This is a genomic window from Nitrobacter sp. TKz-YC01 (assembly GCF_047824785.1).
Taxonomy (GTDB): domain Bacteria; phylum Pseudomonadota; class Alphaproteobacteria; order Rhizobiales; family Xanthobacteraceae; genus Nitrobacter.
Genome location: NZ_CP181167.1, coordinates 1538972 through 1562388 on the forward strand (window position 1 = coordinate 1538972; position 23417 = coordinate 1562388).

Below are 23417 nucleotides of genomic sequence, written 5' to 3' on the forward strand. Positions count from 1 at the left end.
TCTGAACCTAAACCACACTAGAATCATAAAGTTGCTAGTGTCCCTTTGATTCCGAAGTTCGCATCAAAGGTTGCGGCAAGGGTATGCGAACTTCGAAAATCGGGACACTAGCGTTCATTTGCCATTCACGCGGCGACGGTTCATCTTGACGGGAGGAATCAGGAGCCCGCTTTGCGCCTTCTCGTCGTCGAAGATGATCCCGATCTCAATCGTCAGCTCACGACCGCGCTGACCGATGCCGGCTATGTCGTCGATCGCGCGTTCGACGGCGAGGAGGCCCATTTCCTCGGGGACAGCGAACCTTATGACGCGGTGGTGCTGGATATCGGCCTGCCGAAGATGGACGGCATTTCCGTGCTGGAAGCCTGGCGGCGGGGGGGGCGCACCATGCCGGTCCTGATCCTCACCGCGCGGGATCGCTGGAGCGACAAGGTGCAGGGGTTCGACGCCGGCGCTGACGATTATGTCGCGAAACCCTTCCATCTGGAGGAAATCCTGGCACGGATGCGCGCGCTGCTGCGTCGGAGCACGGGGCACGCCCACTCCGAACTGACCTGCGGGCCGGTGACGCTGGATACCCGCACGGGCCGCGTCAGCGTCGACGGCAATCCGATCAGGATGACGTCGCATGAATACCGGCTGCTGGCCTATCTCATGCACCATATCGGCCGGGTGGTGTCGCGCACCGAACTGGTCGAGCATCTTTACGATCAGGATTTCGATCGCGACTCCAACACGATCGAAGTCTTTGTCGGCCGTATTCGCAAGAAGCTGGATGTCGATATCATCCAGACGGTGCGCGGGCTCGGCTATCTGCTCGCGCCGCCGGCAGATGCGCGTTAGGGAATTTCCAGGCTTCCGTTCCAATTCGCTGGCGACGCGGCTGTTCCTGTCCGCGACCGCGTGGGTCGTGGTCGTGCTCCTCGTGACCGGCGTGGTGCTGTCTTCGGTCTATCGCTCGGCGTCGGAGCGAGCCTTCGACCGCCGCCTCAATCTCTATCTCCGCACCCTGATCGCCGAAGTGACGGCGCCTGACGAGCCGGATGACCGCCAGTTCCAGTCGCTCGGCGAGCCGCTGTTCGATCTGCCCCTGTCCGGCTGGTATTGGGAGGTCGACCGTACCGATCCGCGCAAAGCGGAAACCCGCGCGTCGCGTTCGCTATGGGACAAGAAGCTCCCGAAGCTCGTGGATCAGGGCGTGGCGCTGTCCTCGTCCGGAGTTCGCGTGGGATATGTCGATGGACCCGAAGGGCAAATCCTCCGCATGGCGGAGCGGCCGGTCGATCTCGGCGCCGACGGCAAGTTCCGGGTCGCCGTGGCCGGAGACGCCTCGGAAATTTTCGATGAAACGCGGGCTTTCGACTATTACCTCGGAGGCACGTTCGCCGCGCTCACGATCGGATTGCTTCTCACCACGATCTTTCAGGTGCGGTTCGGCCTTGCGCCGCTGAAACGGATATCGGACGCGATCGCCGACATCCGGTCCGGCCGCGCGGAGCGACTGGAAGGCGAATTCCCCGTGGAGATCGCGCCGCTTGCCTGGGAGACCAACGCGCTGATCGACGCCAACCGGGAGATCGTCGAGCGTGCCCGCACCCACGTCGGCAACCTCGCTCACGCGGTCAAGACGCCGCTTTCGGTGATCATCAACGAAGCCAGCGCGCATGAGCCCGACCCCTTCGCCGCCAAAATGCTCGAACAGGCCGGGATGATGCGCAACCAGGTTTCTCATCATCTGGAGCGCGCGCGCCTGGCCGCGCGGCTCACCGTCATTGGAACGGTGACCGATGTCGCGCCCGTCGTCGAGGCGCTGCGCAGGACCATGGAGAAAATTCATCGCGATCGCGATATCACGATTGACGCCGATGTCAGTCCGGGGACGAAATTCCGCGGCGAACGCCAGGATCTTGAGGAGATGGTCGGCAATCTTGTAGACAATGCCTGCAAGTGGGCGCATTCGCGGGTGTTCATCAACACGTCCGTCCGCCCGCCTTCCGGAGTTGAGCCTGCGATGCTGCACATTATCGTCGACGACAACGGTCAGGGATTGTCGGATGCCGAGCGGATGCAGGCCTCGCAGCGCGGCCGCCGCATTGACGAGACCAAGCCGGGATCCGGACTGGGGCTGTCGATCGTCACCGATCTCGCAGCCCTCTATGGCGGTCGCCTGACGCTTGATACCGCGCCGATCGGCGGATTGCGCGCCGAACTGCTGCTGCCGTCAGCTTGAGCCCCGGTTTGCTGATCGCCCCATGTCGCAGTCCCGCCCGCATCACCCGCTCCCGTGCAATCGAATGCGGAATCCGTCCGGCGAAAGGCGCCGGGGGAGCGTATTGCTGATGGCCGTGGCGGTGACGCTCGCTCTCGGCGGTTGCGACACGACGGGTTCCGGCGGCCCTGACGCTCCCGGCCTGACGGCTTTCGCCGGCTTCTGGGAAGGGGCCACCGCTCCCGCGACGGCCGCGGCGCTGGGTGGATTGATCGGTCCAAGACTCGGGTCTGCCCTGGATGATAACGACCGTCGGCTGGCCTATCAGGCGCAGATCGATGCGCTTGAGCGTGGCGCACCGGGCGCGCCGATGACCTGGCGCAATCCCGATAGCGGCCGTCACGGCAATATCGTCGCCGGACCGGAATATGAGGTGGAGGGCGCGACGTGCCGCGGCTATTCCCACACCGTTACGATTGCCGGTCAACTCCAAACCGTGCGCAGAACCGCTTGCCGGAACGCTGAAGGGCGCTGGGCCGCGACCGGCTGATTGTTAAGGCCGCAAAATTTTAATTAAATCAAAGTCTCACCGATCGGTATTCAAGCATCGAGTGAGTTCTCCTCCGCTCCTGAGCAAATCCGAAGCGGGATTGCGATCTGATTTGACGTATTTTCTTGGCGCGAGCCGGTATCCCGTTGTCTTGAAACTCCTCCGGCCTTGCGCAACGCATCCTTAAGGCCGCGTCTGATATGAGGCGCTACAGGCTTTTCGGTGTCCGCGCGATCGTTCGCGTGAAGATGTGCGTGCATGGACCAGACCTCGATTGAACGGCTGAAGGACTATCTCGCGCAGCTTCCGCCGAAGTCGCAGGCATTGTTGATGCGGGAGTTCGAACGCGCGTTGGAGCGCGGCGAAGACGCCGCGGTCGCGCATCTTGTTCTCGGTGAGCTGCGCCGGATCGGCCCCCGATCGAGCGACGGCGAGCGGTGCGGTGAAGACCCGGCTCGACATCTGTTCCGTCCTCTCGAGCCGTTTCTCGTGGAAGATAGTCTCGCGCCGCGCGCTGGGCAGATCCGGCGCGGCTCGCTGATGCCGGTCTGGCAGTGGCTGACGCGCGAGGGCGCGCCGGATGCCGCGTGTGCGTTCGAGGCCGTGCTGGCGGCTGAGACCGGATCGGCGTCCGCGATCGAGGCGGCGGCACGGACTTTCCAGCCGGTGGCAGCCGCCGCCATCCAGCGAATCCTCACGGATGGTTCCGGCATCAACCGCCAGCGGACGCTCGGCCGCATAGGCGCTCCCGGCGTCGTTGAAGATCTGCCCGCAATCGCAGCGGTTCTGCACGCGCGCGAAGCCCTCGACACCCTGAATATCCGGCTGCCGGGTTTTCTGTCCGTCTTCGGCGAGCCGCAGATCGCCTCCCTGATGACGGCGCTCAATGTTCCTTCCCTGCAAACGCCGGAAGCCTTGCCATTCGCATTGTCGCTGGTGATGCAGCGATTGTCCGCGTCTTGGCAGATCATCCGCCTGGCGGTTCGGGTCGCGGGTTCGGACGACGAGATACGCGTGGCGGCGACGCCTTATGGCGTGGCGGTCAAGATGGCGCTTGACGATCTGTCACAGACATCAGCGGTTCTGCAGGCCGATATCCGGCGCGACCGGTTCGACAATACCTCCCAACACTTGAAGACCTTGCACGACGGCGTTCGCGGGCTAAGGACAGAACTCGATATCCGCGCCGATTCAATCTGGGGGCGTCAGCTTGCGGCGATCAGGGTCGATATTTCCGAGGTTCTGCAATCGGAGATCGAGGGCGTCGCCGGCCGTGTGCGGCGTCTTTTGCGTCAGCGGCCCGACAAGGACATTCCAGCCGGTGCAAAACTCGATCCGATCGAGGTCGAGGAAACCGCCGCGTTGATCGGTTTCGTCGCGGTGTGCCGGACCTACGCCAGTGAACTGGCCATCAACGAAGTCACAACGCGCACCTATTCGGACTTGCAGCATTACGTCGAGCGGACCGCCGAAACCCTGGTCGAAGCGCTTCGCAACGGCGATGAGCGTGTGCGGGCGTTCCGGCAGCAGCAGGTCAAGGCGGTGATCCGGTTTTGTGAGGTTCTGTTCGGCCCGGATTACTCGTCGCTGATGAGCCGGGCGGCGGATCAGGCGCTCACGGTCGAACGCAAATCGTCGCGGGCAGGGTGATCAGGCGGCAGGCTTTCGATAAACGCCATTAAATCATGCGGTTGCGGATGTTTAGTGTCAATTGTGCCGCAATTGTCAATTGCGTACGTATTCCAGTCGTGATGTAACCCGGCCGTTGAATGGCCGTTCCCGGCGCCGCTACCAGATGGAACCCTGATGAGATGACGTTGTGGTTTGTGTTCGCGCTGATGACCGCCGGTGCGGCTTTCGCGGTGCTGTGGCCGCTCGGTCGGTCAGGCAGTCGGCGAGCCTCGGGCGGCAGCGAGACCACGGTTTATCGCGACCAACTGGCCGAGGTCGGGCGTGACGCCGCCGCCGGCCTGATCGGCGAGGCGGAGGCGGCCGCGGCGCGGGTCGAGATCGGGCGGCGGCTCCTGGAAGCGGCCGATGCGGAACGCCATCAGCCCCAGGATTCGAAACTCTGGCTGCGCCGTGCGGTGGCGGTGGTCGCGCTGGCGGGGATTCCGTTGCTGGCGTTCGCCACCTACCTCCCTCTGGGATCGCCCCGATTACCCGATTTCCCTCTCGCGGCGCGCATTCAAACCGCCGATGCATCGCAATCCCTCGACAGCCTCGTGGCGCGTGTCGAATCGCACCTTGAGAAGAATCCCGCCGATGGCCGGGGCTGGACCGTCCTGGCGCCGATACTCGCGAAACTCGGCCGCTTCGATGACGCGGCGCGCGCCTATCGTAACGTGATCACGCATGAGGGCGAGACCGCGCCGCGCCGCGCCGATCTCGGGGCGGCGATCGCGGGGGCTGCCAACGGCATCGTGACCGCCGAGGCGAAAAAGGAATTCGAGCGGGCGCTCGCCCTGAATCCCCAGGAGGCGAAGGCGCGCTTTTTCCTTGGAATGGCCGCGCAGCAGGACGGCCGCAGCGCCGACGCCGTGAAGATCTGGAAAGCTCTGCTGGCCGACGCGCCGGCGGATGCGGAATGGCGTGCGACCGTGCAGGAGGCGCTGACGCAGGTCGGGGACGGCGCGCCTCGCCCGACCGACGGGATGGTGGCCGCGGCGAGTGACATGAACGAAGCGGATCGCTCCGCGATGATTCATACGATGGTCGATCGGCTGGCGGCGCGGCTGAAGCAGGACGGCAACGATGTCGAGGGATGGCTGCGCCTGGCTCGCGCATATATGGTGCTCAATCAGCCGGAGAAGTCGCGCGCCGTGCGCGATGACGCGCGCCGCGCGCTCGGGCAGAATGAAGCAGGGTTGCGCCAGCTCAACGAAGGGTTCAAGGCGCTCGGGATAGACGGATGATCGAGGTATTTGCTTTGCGCGCAGGTGGTGAAACATGACTCGCAAGCAGCGGCGCTTGACGATGATCGGCGGAGCGCTCGTGGTGCTCGGCATCGCGGCCGCGCTGGTGCTGAATGCACTGCGCGACTCCATCGTGTTTTTCTCGACGCCGATGATGGTGTCGGAGAAGCATATTCAGCCGGGGCAGCGCTTCCGGCTGGGCGGGCTGGTGCAGACCGGCTCGCTGGTTCGCGGTGATAACCTTGCAGTCAAGTTCAATGTTGCCGATGGCAGCGCGACTCTCCCGGTCGCCTACACGGGCATCCTGCCTGATCTGTTCCGCGAAGGGCAGGGCGTGGTCGCCGAGGGCGCGCTTGATAATTCGGGTGTGTTCCAGGCCGACACCGTGCTGGCCAAGCACGACGAGACCTACATGCCGAAGGAGGTCGCGGACGCGCTGAAGAAGCAGGGGCACTGGAAGGACGATTACGGTGCGCCGGCCGGAACTGCTGAGGCCTCCGGCAAGCAGGAGGCCTCGCAATGATCGCCGAGGCCGGGCATTTCGCGCTGGTGCTGGCGCTCGGGCTCGCGCTGATCCAGTCCGTGGTTCCGATTATCGGCGCAAGATGGAATGACGGCGCGCTGATGAATGTGGCGCGCTCCACCGCGCTTGCACAATTGCTGTTCGTTGCGGCCTCGTTTTTCGCGCTTGCGACGTTGTACGTGGTCTCCGATTTCTCGGTCCTCAACGTCTTCCAGAATTCTCATTCGCTGAAGCCGATGATCTACAAGATCACCGGCGTCTGGGGCAATCACGAAGGCTCCATGCTGCTATGGGTGACGATCCTCGCGCTGTTCGGCGGGTTGGTCGCCGCGTTCGGCAACAATCTTCCGCTGACGCTGCGCGCCCATGTGCTGGCGGTGCAGGGCTGGATCGCGACCGCGTTCTACCTGTTCATCCTGCTGACATCGAATCCGTTCACGCGGATCGCGAGCCCGCCGATGGAGGGGCGCGATCTCAATCCGGTGCTCCAGGATATCGGGCTCGCGGTGCATCCGCCGATGCTTTATCTCGGCTATGTCGGTTTCTCCATCGCATTCTCCTTCGCCGTCGCCGCCCTGATCGAAGGCCGCATCGATGCCGCCTGGGCGCGCTGGGTGCGGCCGTGGACGCTGGTGGCGTGGATTTTCCTCACGCTCGGGATCGCGATGGGATCGTACTGGGCCTATTACGAACTCGGCTGGGGCGGCTGGTGGTTCTGGGATCCGGTCGAGAACGCCTCGCTGATGCCGTGGCTGGCGGGAACGGCGCTGCTGCATTCCTCGGTGGTGATGGAAAAGCGCAACGCGCTGAAAGTATGGACCATCCTGCTTGCGATCCTGACGTTCTCGCTGTCGCTGCTCGGCACCTTCCTGGTGCGCTCGGGAGTGCTGACGTCGGTTCATGCCTTCGCGACCGACCCGACGCGCGGCATCTTCATCCTGCTGATCCTCTGCACCTTCATCGGCGGCAGCCTGACCTTGTTTGTCTGGCGCGCTTCCGCTCTGAAGCAGGGAGGGTTGTTCGCGCCGGTCTCGCGCGAGGGTGCGCTCGTGCTCAACAACCTGTTCCTGACCACGGCCTGCGCCACCGTGTTCGTCGGCACGCTGTATCCGCTGGCGCTTGAGGTCATCACCGGCAACAGGATTTCGGTCGGAGCGCCGTTCTTCAATCTGACGTTCGCGCCGCTGTTCGTCCCGCTCCTGATCGCGGTGCCGTTCGGTCCGCTACTGGCGTGGAAGCGGGGCGATCTGCTCGGGGCTTCGCAACGGCTGGTCGCCGCCGGCGTCGGCAGCGTGATCGCGGTGGCCGTGCTTTGGGCGTGGACGTTGGGCGGCAGCACCTTCGCGCCGCTGGCGATCGGACTGGCGGTGTTCGTGATTCTCGGGGCCCTCAGCGACCTCGCAGAGCGCATCAGCCTGTTTCGGGCGTCGCTGCCGGTGTCCCTGCGCCGCGCGAAAGGATTACCTCGCTCGGCCTGGGGTACGGTCTTCGCTCACGCCGGCCTCGGAGTGGCCTTGATCGGCATCGTCTGCGAAACCACCTGGAACACCGAATACATCGCCTCGATGAAGACGAACGACGTGGCTCGGGTCGGTGGTTACAGTCTGACGTTCGAGGGCACGACGCAGCAGCAGCGATCCAACTATCGCGAAGATATCGCACGTTTCACTGTCAGCCGGGACGGGCAGCCGATCGCGGTCATGACGCCCTCGAAGCGTAACTTCACGACGCGCGCGGCTTCGACCACGGAAGCGGCGTTGCTGACGCGTGGCGCGAGCCAGCTCTACATCTCGCTCGGCGACGCCTCCCCCGACGGATCGATCGCCGTGCGCATCTATCACAAGCCGATGGTGTTGCTGATCTGGTTCGGTCCGGTCCTGATGGCCTTCGGTGGCGTGCTGTCGCTGTCAGACCGTCGTTTGCGGGTCGGGGCTCCGAAACCGGCGAAGGCCGGCCGCGCGCTCCAGCCCGCGGAGTAAGGCCGTCATGCATGAACTCGTGCAAGCCTTGTCGTCGTTGCGCAAACGGTTTATGGCGCGGAGCAGGTTTCTGCCTGTTCTCGGCGCGGTCCTTTGTTTTGGGCTCGTGGCGGTGTCTTCCGCTCACGCGGTGCAGCCTGACGAGGTCATGACCGACCCCGCTCAGGAAGCGCGCGCGCGCGACCTGTCGCGCGGGTTGCGCTGCATGGTGTGCCAGAACCAGTCGATTGACGATTCCTCGGCGCCGCTGGCGCGGGATCTCCGTCTGCTGGTGCGGGAGCGGATCGCCGCCGGCGACAGCAATCAGCAGGTGCTGGACTTTCTGGTGGCCCGTTACGGCGACTACGTCCTGCTGAAGCCGCCTTTCGAAACGAGCACGCTGCCGCTCTGGCTTCTGACGCCGCTGCTTCTGGCCGGCGGCGGACTGGCGCTTTGGGGATACAGCCGGCGGCGATCAAAAGCGGTGAAGGCCGCTCAGGATGCGCCGCCGCGACTGAGCGAGGAAGAAGAAGCCCGGCTCGCGAAGCTGGTGGCGATGGAGCGGCCTGCCGGCGAGAGGTCGAAGACCTGAGCCGATAAGCGGTTTTCGATTCGCGGGCTCGCGATGTGTGCGCCAAACCGCCGCACGAGGCGCTTGCCGTTGTTACGAAACATTAATTTCCTGGTCAGCGCGCCGTAAGGTGCAAATACCCATCTTCAGGGACATGAAGTGCTGATTTTCGGCACTATATCAAACCTGTCTTTTGGAGATACGTATGACCGACTTGCCGTCCTCCCAGTTTAAGCCCGTTCGTTCTGGGGTCGCCGCGCGGAGGTTCGCGTTGATGGCGTCTGTCGTCGCGGGCGTCGGCGTGGCTGTCTACGGGCTCAGCCCTTCCGCGGACAAGGCCGAGTTCTTCACCAGTCCTGCCTACGCGCAGGTCAACACCGACGTGAGCAAGGTCGCGCAGCCGATCGGCTTTGCGGACATCGTCGAGCGGGTGAAGCCGTCGGTGATTTCGGTCAAGATCCGCATGAAGGACAGGGCGGTGGCTGGCGGGGACGATTCGCCGTTCCAGCCGGGCTCGCCCATGGAAAGGTTCTTCCGCCGCTTTGGCGGACCGGATGGTCTTCCGCCAGGAATGCGCGGCCGGCGCGGCCCGGGCCTCGTGACAGGGCAGGGCTCCGGCTTCTTCATTTCGGCCGATGGGTATGCAGTGACCAATAACCACGTCGTCGACGGCGCGGACAAGGTCGAGGTCACGACGGACGACGGCAAGACCTACACCGCCAAGGTGATCGGGGCGGATCCGCGCACGGACATTGCCCTGATCAAGGTCGAGGGCGGCTCCAGTTTTCCGTTTGCGAAACTGTCAGACGACAAGGTGCGGATCGGCGATTGGGTTCTCGCGGTCGGCAATCCGTTCGGTCTTGGCGGTTCGGTGACCGCCGGTATCGTGTCGGCCAGCGGCCGTGACATCGGCACCGGCCCCTATGACGACTTCATCCAGATTGACGCCCCGGTCAATAAGGGTAACTCCGGCGGCCCGGCCTTCAACATGAAGGGCGATGTCATCGGCGTGAATACCGCGATCTACTCACCGTCCGGCGGCAGCGTCGGCATTGCGTTCTCGATTCCCGCGAATACGGTGAAGAGTATTGTCGCTCAGCTAAAGGACAAGGGGTCGGTGAGCCGCGGATGGATTGGCGTCCAGATCCAGCCGGTGACGTCGGACATCGCCGATAGCCTCGGTCTCAAGAAAGCCGAAGGCGCGCTGGTGGCTGAACCGCAGGCCAACAGCCCGGCGGCTAAAGCGGGTATACAGTCTGGCGACGTGATTACGACCGTCAACGGTGATCCGGTCAAGGACGCGCGCGAATTGGCGCGAACCATCGGCAGCCTGGCGCCGGGAACGGCGATCAAGCTGAACATCCTGCACAAGGGCAAGGACAAGGTCGTCAACCTGACGCTTGGCACCCTCCCCGATACCGTCGAGGCCCGAGCTGATCACCATGGCGATCGTGGCTCATCGCGCGACAACGATATTCCCAGGCTCGGCTTGACCGTTGCGCCGGCGGGGTCGGTCGCGGGTGCTGGCGCGGAAGGCGTCGTCGTGGTTGACGTGGATCCGAAAAGCCCCGCGGCCGACCGCGGGTTCAGGGAAGGCGACGTGATTCTGGAGGTCGCGGGAAAGAGTGTGTCCAGCTCCGCCGACATACGCGAGGCAATCAAGGCGGCGCGCGCGGAAGACAAGAACAGTGTTCTGATGCGGGTTCGCACCGGCAGCACGGCGCGTTTCGTCGCAATGCCAATTGCGAAGGGTTAAGGCATGATGCCGAACAGAGGAAGTCGATTTCCGGATTGGATCATGCAGATCAACGACAAGGCTCGGTCGGGTTCAACTCGGTTCGATCCGACTTGAGGCGCGAGCCTTGCAAGAGATGGGAAGCGTCGCCGGCATCAGTCGCCCCCGCCGACGGCACTTTCCGGGGACGGGTCAAAAGCTCGTTCCCTTGAGTTGCCTTCCGATAGGAATAGCCCCCCTCCGTCGGAAGGACTAGGGCGGTGGAGTTGCCCCAAGCTTCACCGCCCACTTTTCGCAGGACGCCGGGGCGTGTGGTCCTTGCGGTCTTGCGCGCGCGGGATGAGCGCGCCATGGTGATGGAAAGACATACCTTTTGGACAATTCCAGTAACCAGATGCGCCTGCTGATCATCGAGGACGATCGCGAGTCCGCAGACTACCTTGTGAAGGCGTTTCGCGAGGTCGGACATATCGCGGAACTTGCCAGGGACGGTGAGGAGGGACTCTCTTTTGCCGACGGCGGGAACTACGACGTACTGGTGATCGATCGGATGCTGCCCAAGCGCGACGGGCTCTCCGTGATCGGCTGCCTGCGTGAGAAGGGTATCCTCACTCCGGTGCTCATTCTCTCTGCGCTTGGCCAGGTTGACGATCGCATCAAGGGTTTGCGTGCCGGCGGCGACGACTACCTGCCGAAACCGTACTCATTTGCCGAGTTGCTGGCGCGTGTGGAGGTCCTGTCGCGGCGTCATGGCGGTCGCGCCGAAGAGACGGTCTATCGCGTTGGCGATCTCGAACTCGACCGGCTGTCACGTCGCGTCGCGCGGGGTGGAGAGGAATTGACGCTTCAACCGCGTGAGTTTCGCCTGTTGGAGTATCTCATGAAGCATGCGGGTCAGGTCGTGACACGAACCATGCTGCTCGAGAATGTCTGGGATTATCATTTTGATCCGCAGACTAACGTCATCGACGTGCATATTTCGCGGCTGCGTTCCAAGATCGATAAAGGTTTCGAGCAGCCTCTGCTGCACACGATCCGGGGCGCCGGATACATGGTCCGGGACGGAGTTAAGCAGGGACACCCACGATCATTAAATACTTAACGTAAACTCGGCCCATAGTCGTTCAACGCGTACTTTCAGTATTCGCTTTCCTTGAGCCGGATACTTGAGTCGGCGAGTTAAATTCAGCTTCCGACGTCTGCCCCCCAACACGCAGGTCGATGTCCTACCGAAAAGCCCCTGGAAACCCATAGCGGTTTTGTGTGAAGCATGTCCCTTGGTCTTCTGGTTGATCCCGTAGTGCTTCGCCAGCGCTCTCAGGCTCTCTTGACTATCTTGTATTGCTCGACGGACCGCCGCTGTCGTCGTGGTGCTCCCATGGTGAACCTGGCCCATAGTGCATCCCTCCAGCCGTCGGAAAATAATGCACCATCAAAACTCGGGATCAAACGCCTAGTAATGCAGGCTACTGCTCGAACATTCAGGCAAGGTTTGGTGTTCAGGCGGTTTCAGCAGCAGGTGTTCCTCAACGCGACCGCCCGTCCTAAGATTGACGATAGACGCGCGAGCGGCGCCTTCATACTTGGTCAGATCGATTCCGCGGCTTGTGAGTAGCCGAGGGTAAGAGCCTGTTGGCTTGGACGCATTCACCAACACCCAAGCGCGCGCGAGGTCGTTGCAATCCGTCGTGCTTAGCGCTGCATCATTGTACTTTTCGGCGTTAGGGTATCCGTAAACAAGCCATCCCGTGCCGGGAGCGGTTCCGCCGACGGCGAAAACGGTCCCAGGGTACTCTCCTGTCATGTCGAGAATGGGCGTGTCATCGAGAAAACCCGCGCGTCTTGCTCCGTCGCGCATGGAGTTGAGATAGGTCGCTATCTCTTGGTCCACTTTGAGCGACGTTGGACTGCGGCCGCCAACTGTCGCTGGCGTCGCTTGCTGCAAGATAGCGGTGGATTGTCGGTAAGGAGTGGATGCCGAATCGTAAATCAAAACGGCTGATATCAGCAAGGTTGCAAATGCAATTATGCTGTATGAAAATTCCAGAGATACTCTGGTTTGTGAGGTCAAGGGCAGCGCTACCGCGACCCAGAAGACCGGGGCCAGTGAAACGATGGTCCAAAAGTTGTTGGCTGTTCCAATCGCATACACCAACGGCATGAGCGCGAGATAGATAGCGATTCCAATGGCGTTCGAAGGCAGTGCTGATCTGCGTACGAACAATAGAATGACGGCGCCCAAAAGCGCGGGAACCGCAGCGAGAAAACCAGCCGTTGAGGCGTCGAATGGAATTGCGCCGACGCGGATCAGGCGCTTGAAATCGTGATCGTCGGAAAGTGTGTGAAGGAGCTCGATCCCTACCTGATTTCGTTGCGCGAACTGAGCGATTGACCCGTCGATTGCGATGGCAGAAAGCAAGAGGCACGCTATTGCAACGGTTCCAGCGACGGCCAATGGACGGAGCAGCGGCCTCAGTGTGAACGCCAGATAGATGGCGACGACCGGAGCAAGGGCCGCGGCCGAAGACATTTTCGCCATGAAGCAAAGCCAGCCTCCCACGCCGATGATTGAAGCTGACACATAGCGTGTCGCTGGCCGCTCGCTGTCGATGGCGACAATGCCGCAGGCTGTCAACAGCAGTGCGCATATGGCAAGCGAGTTATAGCTCGGAGTTGGAAACCAAAGCCTTAGAAGAACGAGCGCCGATGTTGCGAGAGCGGCTGATAAGATAAGGGCTGCTGAACGGCTGACGGGCTTATGAAATTTTGCAAACAGCAGCGCGAACAGTGTTGTCGCGAGAAGCCATATCGCTAGCAGGTTTGCTTGGCGCAGCGCGGCGACGCTTCCATTCAACGCGATATACAGCGGATGATAAATCCAGCCGAACTGCAAGTGAGTATACGTCTGAGTCCACGGTTGCGAAATTGTATTGAGGTAGAAACCCTCGTCGGTGAAATCGAACCCTGCCTCGCAGACATAAAGTATGCAGGTCACGGCTGTTATTGTTGCGCTGGCGATAAGCGTCCTAAGAAGGATCGTCATCACGGGGCGAAACCAAAACGATAATAATGGACCGGACGTCGCATGGTCTGAGGGTCTTGCCGTTGTGAAAAGGTGATTGGAGAAACAGGAGCCGTGACGGTGTTCGGTGTACTCTGAGAGCCGGATATTCGATTATCTAAAGGAGTCCGCTTTCCCTGTCTATCGTTGTTGGTCGAACTCGATCATCGATGCGTTCCGGCAAGCGGATATGCCTACGGCGACGCCGTGATTCCGGTAAGCCGGTGAAGTCGGCTTTCCCTTCTGAATTCATGATCATGAACTCATTGTCACTTTGGGCCGCCCGTTGCGGGTGCTAGTAAGCTCATAAGCGGATAGATTTGAGACATGCGAAACACCCTAGACGGATTTGATCCGTGACGGCGTTAGGCAAGCTGTTCCGTACCACGGCATTTCGGCTGACGCTGGTCTATTTGCTGTTGTTTGCGCTGTTTGCGGCTTCTCTTCTGGGATACTTCGCTTGGAATACCCGTCGCCTGATCACCGATCAGATTGCGGCGACGGTGGGCGAGGAAATCGGGCTGCTTACCGGCGTGTTCAACCGCCGCGGCTTGCGCGGATTGGTCGGCGCCATCGAAAATCGCGCGCTGCGGCCCGGCTCCAACCTTTATCTGGTGACGACGCCGGCGGGACTTGGGGTCGCGGGCAATATCGGCTCGCTTCAGCCCGGTGTGATGGAGACCACCGGCTGGGCCGAAACCGCCTACCGCAGGCTCGACGAGCAGGATCAGGCTCATCACTACGCGCTGGTGCGCGTGACCGAACTGTCGAATGGTTTCCGGCTGTTGATCGGTCGCGATCTGGAGGAACGTCATCGCATTTTCGGCGTGGTCGCTTCGGCCGCGCAGTGGTCGCTGCTGATCGTCGTGGTCCTGGGCCTCGGCGGGGGCGTCTTCGTGGCGCGGCGCGTGCTGCACCGGATCGACGCAATGACCGGGACCACGAAGCGCATCATGGCTGGCGATCTGAGCGGCCGGCTTCCGGTCGGCCGCAGCGGCGACGAACTGGACCGGCTGGCGGAAAATCTCAATGCGATGCTCGAACGGATCGAAGCGCTGATGGATGGATTGAGGGAGGTGTCTGATAATATCGCCCACGATCTCAAAACGCCGTTGACGCGACTACGCAATCGCGCCGAGGAAGCGCTCGCCAAGTCCGGCCATGAGAGCGATTATCGTTCGGCCTTGGAACAGACGATCGAGGAATCCGATGGCCTGATCCGCACTTTCAATGCGCTCCTGATGATCGCTCGGGCGGAATCCGGACATGCCCGCGACAACATGGCCGATTTCGACGCTGCGGACGTCGCGCAGGGCATTCACGAGCTCTATGAGCCGCTGGCCGAAGACAACGGAATGAAGCTCCGGGTTCAGACGGGGTTCGCACCGCTGCATGGCAATCGCGAGTTGATAAGCCAGGCGCTTGCAAACCTCGTCGAAAACGCGATCAAATACGGGCAGCCGAAGCCGGCCTCGCCGCCGCTCGGGGCGGATGCCGCCGCGACCGACGCCACCATCCTGATCGAAGCCCGCCATGATGGCGATCGGATCATCCTCGCCGTGACCGATCATGGCGACGGGATTCCCGAAGCCGACCGCAAGCGCGCGGTCGAACGGTTCGTGCGGCTCGAGACCAGCCGGACCTTGGCGGGATCCGGGCTTGGTCTCAGCCTTGCGTCGGCGGTGGCCAGGCTGCACGGCGGTGATCTTACGCTCGACGATGCGCAGCCGGGTCTGCGCGTGGCTTTATCGATACCCGCGCGAAGCGCTTCAGGGCTTGCGGCCCCGACGGTGGACGTGCAACAGAATGATGCATGATTTCATCCGTTAAGGACGACGCGGACCCGGCCTGCCTGGCGGCGCGTCTTGCGGACGGACCTAAGCTGTTCGCGCCTTTCGAAGCCGAGCGCCGGCTTGAGGATTGGCTGTCCGATCTGACGCCGCAGCAATCGGACGAGATCAGGACGTTGGCTGGCACATTTCCGCACGTCAAGGCCATCCTGCTCGGCATCGCGGAATCCTCGCCCTATCTTTTTGATCTGATGCGCTCCGATCCCGAGCGGACGCTTTGCCTGCTCCGGAGCGATCCCGAAAGCCATCTCGGGCGGCTGATCGCCGACATATGGGAGGCGGCGGAGGCTGCCGATGAGGCCGAAGCCATGCGGCGGCTGCGGAGGGGCAAGATGGCGGCCGCGCTGTTGATCGCGCTGTGCGACATCGGCGGAGTTTGGCCGGTGATGCAGATCACGGCCGGATTGACCGACATTGCCGTTGCCGCGGTCCAGAGCGCGTTGCGATTCCTGCTGCGGCAGGAGACAGGGCGTGGCCGCCTCAACCCGCCTGAGATCGACCATCCGGAAGACGCCAGCGGCCTGGTGGTGCTCGCAATGGGCAAAATGGGCGCCGGCGAGCTCAACTATTCCAGCGACATCGACCTGATCGTATTCTTTGATCTTGCGGCTCCGACGCTCGCGAGCGGGATCGAGGCGCAGCCTTTTTTCGTGCGCCTCACGCAGGGACTTGCGCGCTTGCTGCAACAAAGGACCGGAGACGGCTACGTTTTCCGGGTTGATCTGCGCCTGCGGCCGGATCCCGCGTCGACGCAGGTCGCGGTCTCGACCGCCGCGGCACTCGACTACTACGAGCGGGAAGGACGGACCTGGGAGCGCGCCGCCATGATCAAGGCGCGGCCCTGCGCTGGCGATCGGAAGGCCGGCGAGACCATGATCGCGGAGATATCGCCCTTTGTCTGGCGCAAGCATCTCGATTTCGCGGCTCTTGCCGAAGTTCACGACATGAAGCGGCAGATGCAGACCTTTCGTGGGCAAAGCGAGATCGCGGTCGAAGGCCACAACGTCAAGATCGGACGCGGCGGTATTCGCGAGATTGAGTTCTTCGCGCAGACCCAGCAGTTGGTGGCTGGAGGGCGGCATCCCGAACTGCGGGTGCGTCCCACGCTCGATGCGCTGAATATTCTGGCCTCAAGCAATTGGATCACTCACCAGGCGCGGGACGAACTGACCGCCGCATATCTGTTTCTGCGAAGGGTCGAGCATCGCATTCAGATGGTCGCGGACGAGCAGACCCACGTTCTGCCCGCGGACGCCGAGGCGATGGAGCGGTTTGCGTGCTTCCTGGGATTTGAGGATCGGGCGAGTTTCGCGACTGAGTTGCTGGCACACCTGGATTGCGTGCAGGGGCATTACAGCCGGCTGTTCGAGGGTGACCCCGTTGGCACGGTAAACATCCCTGTCGCGGATTACAGGGCCGGACCCGACGACGCGCGACTTCTCGATCATCTGGCGAAACTCGGCTTCAAGCAGCCGAGAATGGTTGCCGACACCATCCGGCAATGGATGGCAGGCGGATATCGCGCCCTCAAGGTCGAGGCGACGCGTGCCGCGTTTGAAGCGTTCGTGCCGGCGCTGATCGATGGCCTGGCGCGTGCCGAGGAGCCGGACAGCGCCGTGATGGCGTTCGATCGCTTCCTGCAGGCGCTACAGCGCGGCGGTCGGCTGATATCGCTGCTGAGCCAGAACAGGGATCTCGTCGCGCTGGTTGCACTTGTGCTCGGCGCGGCGCCGCGGCTCGCCGACATGCTGGCTCGACGGCCCCAGATCATGGACGGGCTGATCGATCCTCGCTTTTTCGGCGCCATGCCTGACCGGCTGGAGTTGTCGGCGCGGCTCTCGGCAACGCTTCAGGATGCGGATTCTTACGAAGAGTTTCTCGACAGGATACGGCTGTTCGGCCAGGAAAGTCTTTTCCTGATCGGCACCCGCATCCTGTCCGGCACCGTATCGGCGCGGCAGGCGGGGCATGTGTTCGCCGATGTCGCCGAGGGGATCGTTGATACCGTACATGGACTGGTGAGGCACCAGTTCGCAAATCAGTATGGCAGGATCCCCGCGCAGGAGACGGCGATTGTTGCCATGGGCAAGCTTGGCGGCCGCGAAATGACCGCATCGTCCGATCTCGACCTGATTCTGCTGTATGATTTTGATTCCGATCATCCGGATTCCGACGGGGCGCGACCGCTGCACGGCGCGCAGTATTTTGCGCGCTTCACCCAGCGTCTCATCAGTGCATTCACGACGCGAACGAACTACGGCGTTCTCTATGAGGTCGATATGCGGCTGCGCCCGTCCGGGCGCTCCGGTCCCGTCGCCTCGCATATCGATTCATTCGCCGAATACCAGGAGCATGAAGCATGGACCTGGGAACACATGGCGCTTACGCGGGCGCGAGTGATTTCGTCGTCGCCCGAATTTCGGGCGCGGATCGAGCGAGTCATTCGCGATGTTTTGACAAGATCGCGCGACGCCCGCCTTATCGCGAGCGATGTCGCGGAGATGCGCCGCGCGATCGCGCTGGAAAAAGGCGAGGACGATATATGGGACCTGAAAAATGCCGCTGGAGGCATGGTCGACATTGATTTCATCGCGCAGTACCTTCAACTCGTCCACGCTGCGGACATGCCGGACATTCTCAACATCGATACCCAGCAGGCGCTCGATAACGCGCAGCGGCTCGGTGTTTTGTCGCTGCCGGATGCGGAAATCCTGCGGCCGGCGGCGCGCCTCTATCACGATCTGACCCAGATCCTGCGGCTCTGCGTCAGTGACAAATTCAAACCGGAAACGGCGGGCGACGATCTGCTGCCGGTGCTGGCGCGAGCGGGGGACGCCCCCGACTTTTCGTCGCTCGAAGCGCGCGTTCGCGAAACTCAGGCGGATGTCCGTGCCGTATTTCTCAGATTGCTGGAAGGCAAGACGTGAGTTGCGGCACAGGTCGTCGGCGCGCCTGGCGGTGACGGGGCAGGGTGACGCGGACCACGGTTCCCGCACCGGGTTTTGAGCGAATCCGCATCGAGCCGCTGTGCAGGTTGACCAGCGACTTGGCAATGGCCAGGCCAAGGCCGGACCCCGCATGGGTTTTGGTCAACTGGCTTTCGACCTGCTCGAACGGTTTGCCCAGCCTGCGAAGCGCGTGTGGCGCGATCCCGATTCCGGTGTCGGCAATCGTCAGGGTTACGGAATTCTCGAATACTTTGCTTCGCGCCATGACGCGCCCGCCGTTGGGCGTGAATTTGACTGCGTTGGAAAGCAGATTGACCATGACCTGCTTGACCGCGCGACGATCGGCAATGATGGAGATGCCATCATCGCTTCTGACGTCGAAGGTCAGGCCCTTGTCGCTGGTGCGGCCCGAGACGACCCGCAGCGATTCGTCGAGTACTCCGGTGAGATCGAGCGTCTCCATATCGAGGTTCGTCCGGCCGGCTTCGATCTTGGACATATCCAGGACATCATTGATGACCTCAAGCAGATACTGGCCGCTGGATAGAATATCACGGCAGTACTCGCTGTATTTTGTAGAGCCGAGCGTTCCGAACATGCCGTTGCTCATGATCTCGGAGAACCCGATAATGGCATTAAGCGGCGTTCGCAGTTCATGGCTCATGTTGGCGAGAAATTTTGATTTCACCCGATTGGCGTCTTCGGCACGATTTTTCTCGTCCGCGTATTTTTGAGCGAGGTCTGCGAGTTTGATGGCCTGTTGCTCAAGTGTTGCCTGCGTCCGTTTCAGATCGATAACGGTTGCCCGCAGTCGAAGATCGTTTTCGACAAGTTTCTGCTCATGCTCCTTGATTCGGGTAATGTCGGTGCCAACCGACACGTAGCCGCCATCCTTGGTGCGGCGTTCGCTGATGTGAAGCCAATTGCCCTCGGCGAGCTGTACATCAAAAGTATGCGCCTCCAATGTCACCGCTCCGTTTTCAAAGTGGCGTGCCCTGATTTCGGGCATGCGGCCGACCTCGACCACGGTTTCATAGGGGGTGCCAACCGTAACAGCGCTGTCCGGGAGCTTGTGGAGCCGCTGGAAGTGGGAGTTACAGAGAACAAGGCGGTCGTCCGCATCCCACAGCACGAACGCCTCGGGAATGGATTCAATCGCGTCCCGCAGCCGGAGGTCGGCTTCGACCGTTTTCTCCGCGAGGCTCTTCTGTTCCGTGACATCGACGGCAATCCCGATCAGATGAGCGCCGCCGTTCGAATTTCGGCTGAGTTCACAGCGGACGCGCAACCAGATCCAGTGTCCGCTGCTGTGCCGCATCCGAAAACTCTGATCGATATGACCGATCTTTCCCGAAATGAGCTGGTCCGCGACCTGGAATAGGTCAATATCGTCGGAATTGACCAGAGAACTCACCTCACCGAAGGTGAGAAGGTCGCTGCGACTTTCCAGCCCGAGCAAGGTGAACATTGATTGCGACCAGAAGATTCGGCCACGCGACAGATCCCAGTCCCAGAGTCCGCATCGGCCGCGGTTGAGCGCGGTATCGATGCGGCTGCGGACTGCATCATTGATCAGATCACCTTCGCGCGCCCTGGTGGATTGCCAGTGAAACGCAAAGCCCAGAATCAGGACCACGAATCCGGTCGTAGCCGACAGGGTGATCGACAGCGCGGTGTCCGGACGCCACACCGTGTCGGCTTCCTGGACGACGGTGACCTGGCCCAGCAATGATCTGACGACACGCTGGACCGCAAGCGCGCTGCCGCCGTCCAGCAGGACGATATCGGCGACGCTCGCAGGCGAAGCGCCGCGCAAGGCCGGCGACTGCGTGATGCTGATGAGTTCAAGCATCCGGCTGCTTTCGCCAGATGCTATCCCGACCGGTACCCGCGCGAGAACGCGCTGATCGACACCGGTGACGATGATATGACGACCGGTAGCGATGCTCCATGACGGGATGAGTTTCGGCAACAGGTTCTGGAGGCGTTCGATGGAGGCGGGGCGATCCTGATCGATGACGCCGGCATGCTCAAGCCGTTCTGCCAGCAGATCGGCAAGCGCCAGCAGATCGTGTTTCGTCATCGCCTGTTTTTGCCGTGTCTGGTCGATGACCTGCACCAGAGCGCCGATGCATATCGTCAGCAGGAAAGCGATGATCAGGGCTGGGACGGCGCGTCGGAGCACGGGCTCCGCGATCAGCAGCCTGCGATAGGCAGGTTTCGCGATCGATTGCGCCAATCCCTTGATCGAATCGGATTGAGCGCAAGCGCTCGCCGCCTGAGCGCGCGCCATGCCTTGGCCCCCATGTGAATTTTCCGCGCCTGGATTCGAAGCGACTTCTGATCTTTCCGAATCAGTTCGATTTGAATCGAATTTTTCGAATCTGTCGAGAGTCAACGATTCGTTAACGCAAAGAATTTTGCCCAACAGAAAAGTTCAGCAACCGTCGCCGATTGAGTCCGAAACGGGAACGTTGGCGTTTCGACGAGTTTCAGCTTTCGCGCGGTGGCTCCGCGTGGCTGATGACGCGCTTGATGGTCGGGAAGGCGCGGCGCAGCGCCCGCTCGATCTCGTCGACGCCTTCGTGCACTTTGGCGACACTCATCGACGCCGCGGCGCGGCAATGGAAGTTGACGATCTCGCCGGCTTCGGTGTCCCTGACCCGTACGTTGTGAATGTCATGAATCGCTCCACCGGCGGCGAAACCGGACAGGGCTGCCTGGATGGCGTGGATGCGCCCGGGGGCAGCATCTGTCCCGAGCGGAAGCTCAGGTTCCAACGGCTCGATGTGAGTATCCACTTCGACGTCTGCGCCGAATTCGTGACGGATATTGTGCTCGAGCCGATGCGCGATTGCATGGGCATCCACCAGCGCCATTTCGCCGTCGACCTCGAGGTCGATGCTGACCGTCAGCTTTGCTCCAAGGTCGTGCACCGTGACGTGGTGAATTGCGAGGCCCAGATTGCGCGCTATCACCATGATGCGCTCGCGGACGCTTTCATTGTCGCGAGCGACAGGTATCGCTGTGAACGTCAGATCAGCATCGCCGAGAGCCGCGGACACTGCGTCCTGGGCCTGCTGCTTTATGGCGTCGATGCGGTCGATCGGATAGGTTCGGGGGACTTCGACGATGACGTCGACGAAATGCCGGGGACCGACCATTCGCACCCTCAGCCTCTTGAGATCGACGACATCCGGCAATGCCTTGATCGCGGCTCCGGCCCTTTCCGCGGCACCTTCCGGTGCACGGTCCAGCAGGGTTTCGACGGTGGCGCGTCCAAGCCGCAAACCCAAGAGGGAAATCAGGATGGCGACGCCGATTGCAGCAGCGGCGTCGCCCCACGCATAGCCCAGTCCGGACAGGGTCAGGCCGATGATGACGGCGACAGATCCAAGGACGTCGGAGGCGAAGTGCAGGGCGTCGGCCTCCAACGCCTGGCTGCGTGTTTCGAGCGCGGCCCGGTGCAGCGCCCGGGCGCGCCAGGCATTGACGGCAATGTCGGTGACGAGGACGATGAACGGAATGGCGGAAAGCGTCGGCGGCGTCGCGCCTTCGCGGAGGTGGCTATATGCCTGCACCACGATGCCGCCAGCAAGCACATACAACATGGCGATGATGCCGAGGGCCGAGAGGCTTTCAATCTTGCCATGACCATAGTGATGTTCGGCGTCGGCGGGACGGTCGGAAATCCGGACCACGATCCAGGTGACGATAGTAGCGACCAGATCGATCGAACTGTGCAGGGCTTCGGAAATCAACGCCAGACTGCCGATCGCAACGCCGACCACGAGTTTGATCGCCGCCATGCTGGCGCTGGCGATCATCGAGATAGCGGCGACTTTCGTTTTCGACCTGGCGGCGAGACCTGACATTTCGCGGGGTTTATAGCGTTTTCGAGCGAAGTGGAAACCGGTTCGCGTGAAGAAAACGCGTCAAAACAGCAATCTAGAGCTTCGCTTCTGATCCAATCAGAAGCGACAATGCTCTAGCAGCCTGCCACCCCGGATAAAAGCGCGTGCGATGGTGCAAGCGCCATTCATTCGCAGACTCTGTTTGTTACAAATTATTCTGATTTAGATACGGCTGGCGACGCTCTCGTAAGATTACTAGGATCTGGACCCGTGCAATCGTGCGGTAAGCCAACCGATCGCGGCGACGCCGACAAGGCCGAGACATGCCGCCGCGGCATCGACCAGAAAATCCTCCAGCCGCGCATGGCGGCCGGGGGCCCATAGCTGCATGAGCTCGAGAATGCCTATCAGGACGATGACCATCGCCGCCACGCGCCATCGTCTCCGGGGGAACGAAAGGCCCACCGAGAGACCGACCAGCACGAAAGCCAGGGCGTGCTCACCATCTTGTCCTAGCGGGGAATGCGGACGATAGCGCGCCGGCCCGAGCGTCGCGAATACGACCGCAGCGATCAGGGCGGCCGTTCCGATGCGGAAGAGAATTTTCATGGCTGGCGCATAGCACAATTGGCCGCCAGGGGAAGGGAGGCGCATGGCGGCGGCCTAACAACTGTCGGCAAGCCGATCCGAATAGAAGCATTACTGATGGCGCCTATGGCGGATTCCTGCTTTTTACCGGTAAATCACGGGGATCGAACGGCCCTCCGCGCGAAGTAAGCTGTTATAAATCCCACAAGGCGTGTTTTTTTAGCTGGATTTGGAAATATTGTTTTTCGGGCCGAATCAACAGACAGGATCGATGATGGCAACCCAGATGACGAAATCGCAGCTCATTGAGAAGATCTCGACTCAGGTCGGATTGTCCAAAAAGGACGTAAAGGGCGTTCTCGAGGCGCTTGCGACGACAGGTTACAAAGAGCTTAAGAAAACCGGCGCCTTCCTGCTTCCTGGTTTCGCGAAGTTCGTGGTGATCAAGAAGCCGGCGACCAAGGCCCGCAAAGGGACCAACCCTTTCACTGGCGAGCCAATGACTTTCAAGGCGAAACCCGCCCGAAAGATCGTCAGGGCGCGGCCGGTCAAGGCTGCGAAGGACGCGGTATGATGCAGGGGCCCTTCGGGGCCCTTGTTTTTTCGGAGGCTGGCTGCCCACGGCCCATCAAGGTGCCGGTTGGGCTTTAGGTTC

The 23417-nt window shown here is 61.7% G+C and carries 17 protein-coding genes and 1 pseudogene; 13 read left to right on the plus strand and 5 right to left on the minus strand.

The features are described 5' to 3' along the window. The first annotated feature begins 171 nt into the window (after positions 1-171). The 10 genes from ACMYR2_RS07285 to ACMYR2_RS07330 all read left to right on the plus strand — a co-directional run bounded on the left by ACMYR2_RS07285 (position 172) and on the right by ACMYR2_RS07330 (position 11563). Positions 172-843, plus strand: coding sequence for a response regulator transcription factor (locus tag ACMYR2_RS07285; RefSeq protein ID WP_347264585.1), 672 nt, complete (start codon positions 172-174; stop codon positions 841-843). Beyond that, positions 833-2230: an ATP-binding protein gene (locus ACMYR2_RS07290; protein ID WP_416193934.1), complete on the plus strand. Its 1398-nt coding sequence runs from the start codon at positions 833-835 to the stop codon at positions 2228-2230. Before ACMYR2_RS07285 ends, ACMYR2_RS07290 begins: the two co-directional genes overlap by 11 nt. Before the next feature lie 109 nt (positions 2231-2339). After that, the gene (locus ACMYR2_RS07295) at positions 2340-2759 is read left to right on the plus strand and encodes an RT0821/Lpp0805 family surface protein (RefSeq protein WP_347264587.1); all 420 of its coding nucleotides are present in this window, start codon (positions 2340-2342) and stop codon (positions 2757-2759) included. A 258-nt stretch (positions 2760-3017) separates the two neighbouring features. Continuing rightward, positions 3018-4409 (plus strand): hypothetical protein, encoded by a 1392-nt coding sequence (locus ACMYR2_RS07300; protein WP_416193935.1) that lies wholly within the window; start codon positions 3018-3020, stop codon positions 4407-4409. Positions 4410-4570: 161 nt separating this feature from the next. After that, positions 4571-5674 carry a c-type cytochrome biogenesis protein CcmI gene (gene ccmI / locus ACMYR2_RS07305; RefSeq protein WP_347264589.1) on the plus strand — a complete coding sequence of 368 codons (1104 nt, stop codon included), beginning with the start codon at positions 4571-4573 and terminating at the stop codon, positions 5672-5674. Positions 5675-5708: 34 nt separating this feature from the next. Beyond that, positions 5709-6197, plus strand: coding sequence for a cytochrome c maturation protein CcmE (ccmE, locus tag ACMYR2_RS07310; RefSeq protein WP_347264590.1), 489 nt, complete (start codon positions 5709-5711; stop codon positions 6195-6197). After that, on the plus strand, positions 6194-8176 hold the full coding sequence (locus ACMYR2_RS07315) for a heme lyase CcmF/NrfE family subunit (RefSeq protein ID WP_347264591.1): 1983 nt from the start codon (positions 6194-6196) through the stop codon (positions 8174-8176). The genes ccmE and ACMYR2_RS07315 overlap by 4 nt, the downstream gene beginning before the upstream one ends. Positions 8177-8324: 148 nt before the next feature. Next, positions 8325-8747 carry a cytochrome c-type biogenesis protein gene (locus tag ACMYR2_RS07320; protein WP_244613597.1) on the plus strand — a complete coding sequence of 141 codons (423 nt, stop codon included), beginning with the start codon at positions 8325-8327 and terminating at the stop codon, positions 8745-8747. A gap of 184 nt (positions 8748-8931) precedes the next feature. Further along, entirely contained in the window at positions 8932-10482 is a 1551-nt protein-coding gene (locus tag ACMYR2_RS07325; RefSeq protein ID WP_347264592.1) for a Do family serine endopeptidase, read from the plus strand. Positions 10483-10855: 373 nt separating this feature from the next. Then, positions 10856-11563: a response regulator transcription factor gene (locus tag ACMYR2_RS07330; protein ID WP_416193936.1), complete on the plus strand. Its 708-nt coding sequence runs from the start codon at positions 10856-10858 to the stop codon at positions 11561-11563. A 147-nt stretch (positions 11564-11710) separates the two neighbouring features. On the opposite strand, the pseudogene ACMYR2_RS07335 reads toward ACMYR2_RS07330, so the two are convergent. Together ACMYR2_RS07335 and ACMYR2_RS07340 are read right to left on the minus strand one after the other, a co-directional pair. After that, positions 11711-11857: pseudogene (locus ACMYR2_RS07335) on the minus strand (IS481 family transposase); the annotation flags it as partial. A 57-nt stretch (positions 11858-11914) separates the two neighbouring features. Then, the gene (locus ACMYR2_RS07340) at positions 11915-13504 is read right to left on the minus strand and encodes a hypothetical protein (RefSeq protein WP_347264117.1); all 1590 of its coding nucleotides are present in this window, start codon (positions 13502-13504) and stop codon (positions 11915-11917) included. A gap of 374 nt (positions 13505-13878) precedes the next feature. On the opposite strand from ACMYR2_RS07340, the gene ACMYR2_RS07345 reads away from it, so the two are divergent. Together ACMYR2_RS07345 and ACMYR2_RS07350 are read left to right on the plus strand one after the other, a co-directional pair. Further along, positions 13879-15339, plus strand: coding sequence for an ATP-binding protein (locus ACMYR2_RS07345; protein WP_416193937.1), 1461 nt, complete (start codon positions 13879-13881; stop codon positions 15337-15339). Further along, a complete protein-coding gene (locus ACMYR2_RS07350; protein WP_347264119.1) occupies positions 15336-18299 on the plus strand; it encodes a bifunctional [glutamine synthetase] adenylyltransferase/[glutamine synthetase]-adenylyl-L-tyrosine phosphorylase in 2964 nt (987 codons plus the stop codon). The genes ACMYR2_RS07345 and ACMYR2_RS07350 overlap by 4 nt, the downstream gene beginning before the upstream one ends. On the opposite strand, the gene ACMYR2_RS07355 is transcribed toward ACMYR2_RS07350, so the two are convergent. The 3 genes from ACMYR2_RS07355 to ACMYR2_RS07365 all read right to left on the minus strand — a co-directional run bounded on the left by ACMYR2_RS07355 (position 18274) and on the right by ACMYR2_RS07365 (position 22783). Then, positions 18274-20613, minus strand: a complete 2340-nt coding sequence (locus ACMYR2_RS07355; protein ID WP_347264120.1) for a PAS domain-containing sensor histidine kinase — start codon at positions 20611-20613, stop codon at positions 18274-18276. The two genes, ACMYR2_RS07350 and ACMYR2_RS07355, sit on opposite strands and share 26 nt — an antisense overlap. Before the next feature lie 199 nt (positions 20614-20812). Further along, positions 20813-22195: a cation diffusion facilitator family transporter gene (locus tag ACMYR2_RS07360; protein WP_416193938.1), complete on the minus strand. Its 1383-nt coding sequence runs from the start codon at positions 22193-22195 to the stop codon at positions 20813-20815. Between the two features lie 234 nt (positions 22196-22429). Further along, positions 22430-22783, minus strand: a complete 354-nt coding sequence (locus tag ACMYR2_RS07365) for a VanZ family protein (RefSeq protein WP_416193939.1) — start codon at positions 22781-22783, stop codon at positions 22430-22432. 253 nt (positions 22784-23036) lie between these two features. On the opposite strand from ACMYR2_RS07365, the gene ACMYR2_RS07370 reads away from it, so the two are divergent. Beyond that, complete coding sequence (locus ACMYR2_RS07370) at positions 23037-23336, plus strand: HU family DNA-binding protein (RefSeq protein WP_416194075.1); 300 nt, start codon at positions 23037-23039, stop codon at positions 23334-23336. Positions 23337-23417: the final 81 nt, after the last annotated feature.

Bases quoted from the DNA above. Each gene is read 5' to 3' on its own strand.
- ACMYR2_RS07290 (WP_416193934.1), top strand. From the start codon at position 833: ATGCGCGTTAGGGAATTTCCAGGCTTCCGTTCCAATTCGCTGGCGACG.
- ACMYR2_RS07295 (WP_347264587.1), top strand. From the start codon at position 2,340: ATGGCCGTGGCGGTGACGCTCGCTCTCGGCGGTTGCGACACGACGGGT.
- ACMYR2_RS07300 (WP_416193935.1), top strand. From the start codon at position 3,018: ATGGACCAGACCTCGATTGAACGGCTGAAGGACTATCTCGCGCAGCTT.
- ccmI (WP_347264589.1), top strand. From the start codon at position 4,571: ATGACGTTGTGGTTTGTGTTCGCGCTGATGACCGCCGGTGCGGCTTTC.
- ccmE (WP_347264590.1), top strand. From the start codon at position 5,709: ATGACTCGCAAGCAGCGGCGCTTGACGATGATCGGCGGAGCGCTCGTG.
- ACMYR2_RS07315 (WP_347264591.1), top strand. From the start codon at position 6,194: ATGATCGCCGAGGCCGGGCATTTCGCGCTGGTGCTGGCGCTCGGGCTC.
- ACMYR2_RS07320 (WP_244613597.1), top strand. From the start codon at position 8,325: ATGACCGACCCCGCTCAGGAAGCGCGCGCGCGCGACCTGTCGCGCGGG.
- ACMYR2_RS07325 (WP_347264592.1), top strand. From the start codon at position 8,932: ATGACCGACTTGCCGTCCTCCCAGTTTAAGCCCGTTCGTTCTGGGGTC.
- ACMYR2_RS07330 (WP_416193936.1), top strand. From the start codon at position 10,856: ATGCGCCTGCTGATCATCGAGGACGATCGCGAGTCCGCAGACTACCTT.
- ACMYR2_RS07340 (WP_347264117.1), bottom strand. From the start codon at position 13,504: ATGACGATCCTTCTTAGGACGCTTATCGCCAGCGCAACAATAACAGCC.
- ACMYR2_RS07350 (WP_347264119.1), top strand. From the start codon at position 15,336: ATGATTTCATCCGTTAAGGACGACGCGGACCCGGCCTGCCTGGCGGCG.
- ACMYR2_RS07355 (WP_347264120.1), bottom strand. From the start codon at position 20,613: ATGGCGCGCGCTCAGGCGGCGAGCGCTTGCGCTCAATCCGATTCGATC.
- ACMYR2_RS07360 (WP_416193938.1), bottom strand. From the start codon at position 22,195: ATGTCAGGTCTCGCCGCCAGGTCGAAAACGAAAGTCGCCGCTATCTCG.
- ACMYR2_RS07365 (WP_416193939.1), bottom strand. From the start codon at position 22,783: ATGAAAATTCTCTTCCGCATCGGAACGGCCGCCCTGATCGCTGCGGTC.
- ACMYR2_RS07370 (WP_416194075.1), top strand. From the start codon at position 23,037: ATGGCAACCCAGATGACGAAATCGCAGCTCATTGAGAAGATCTCGACT.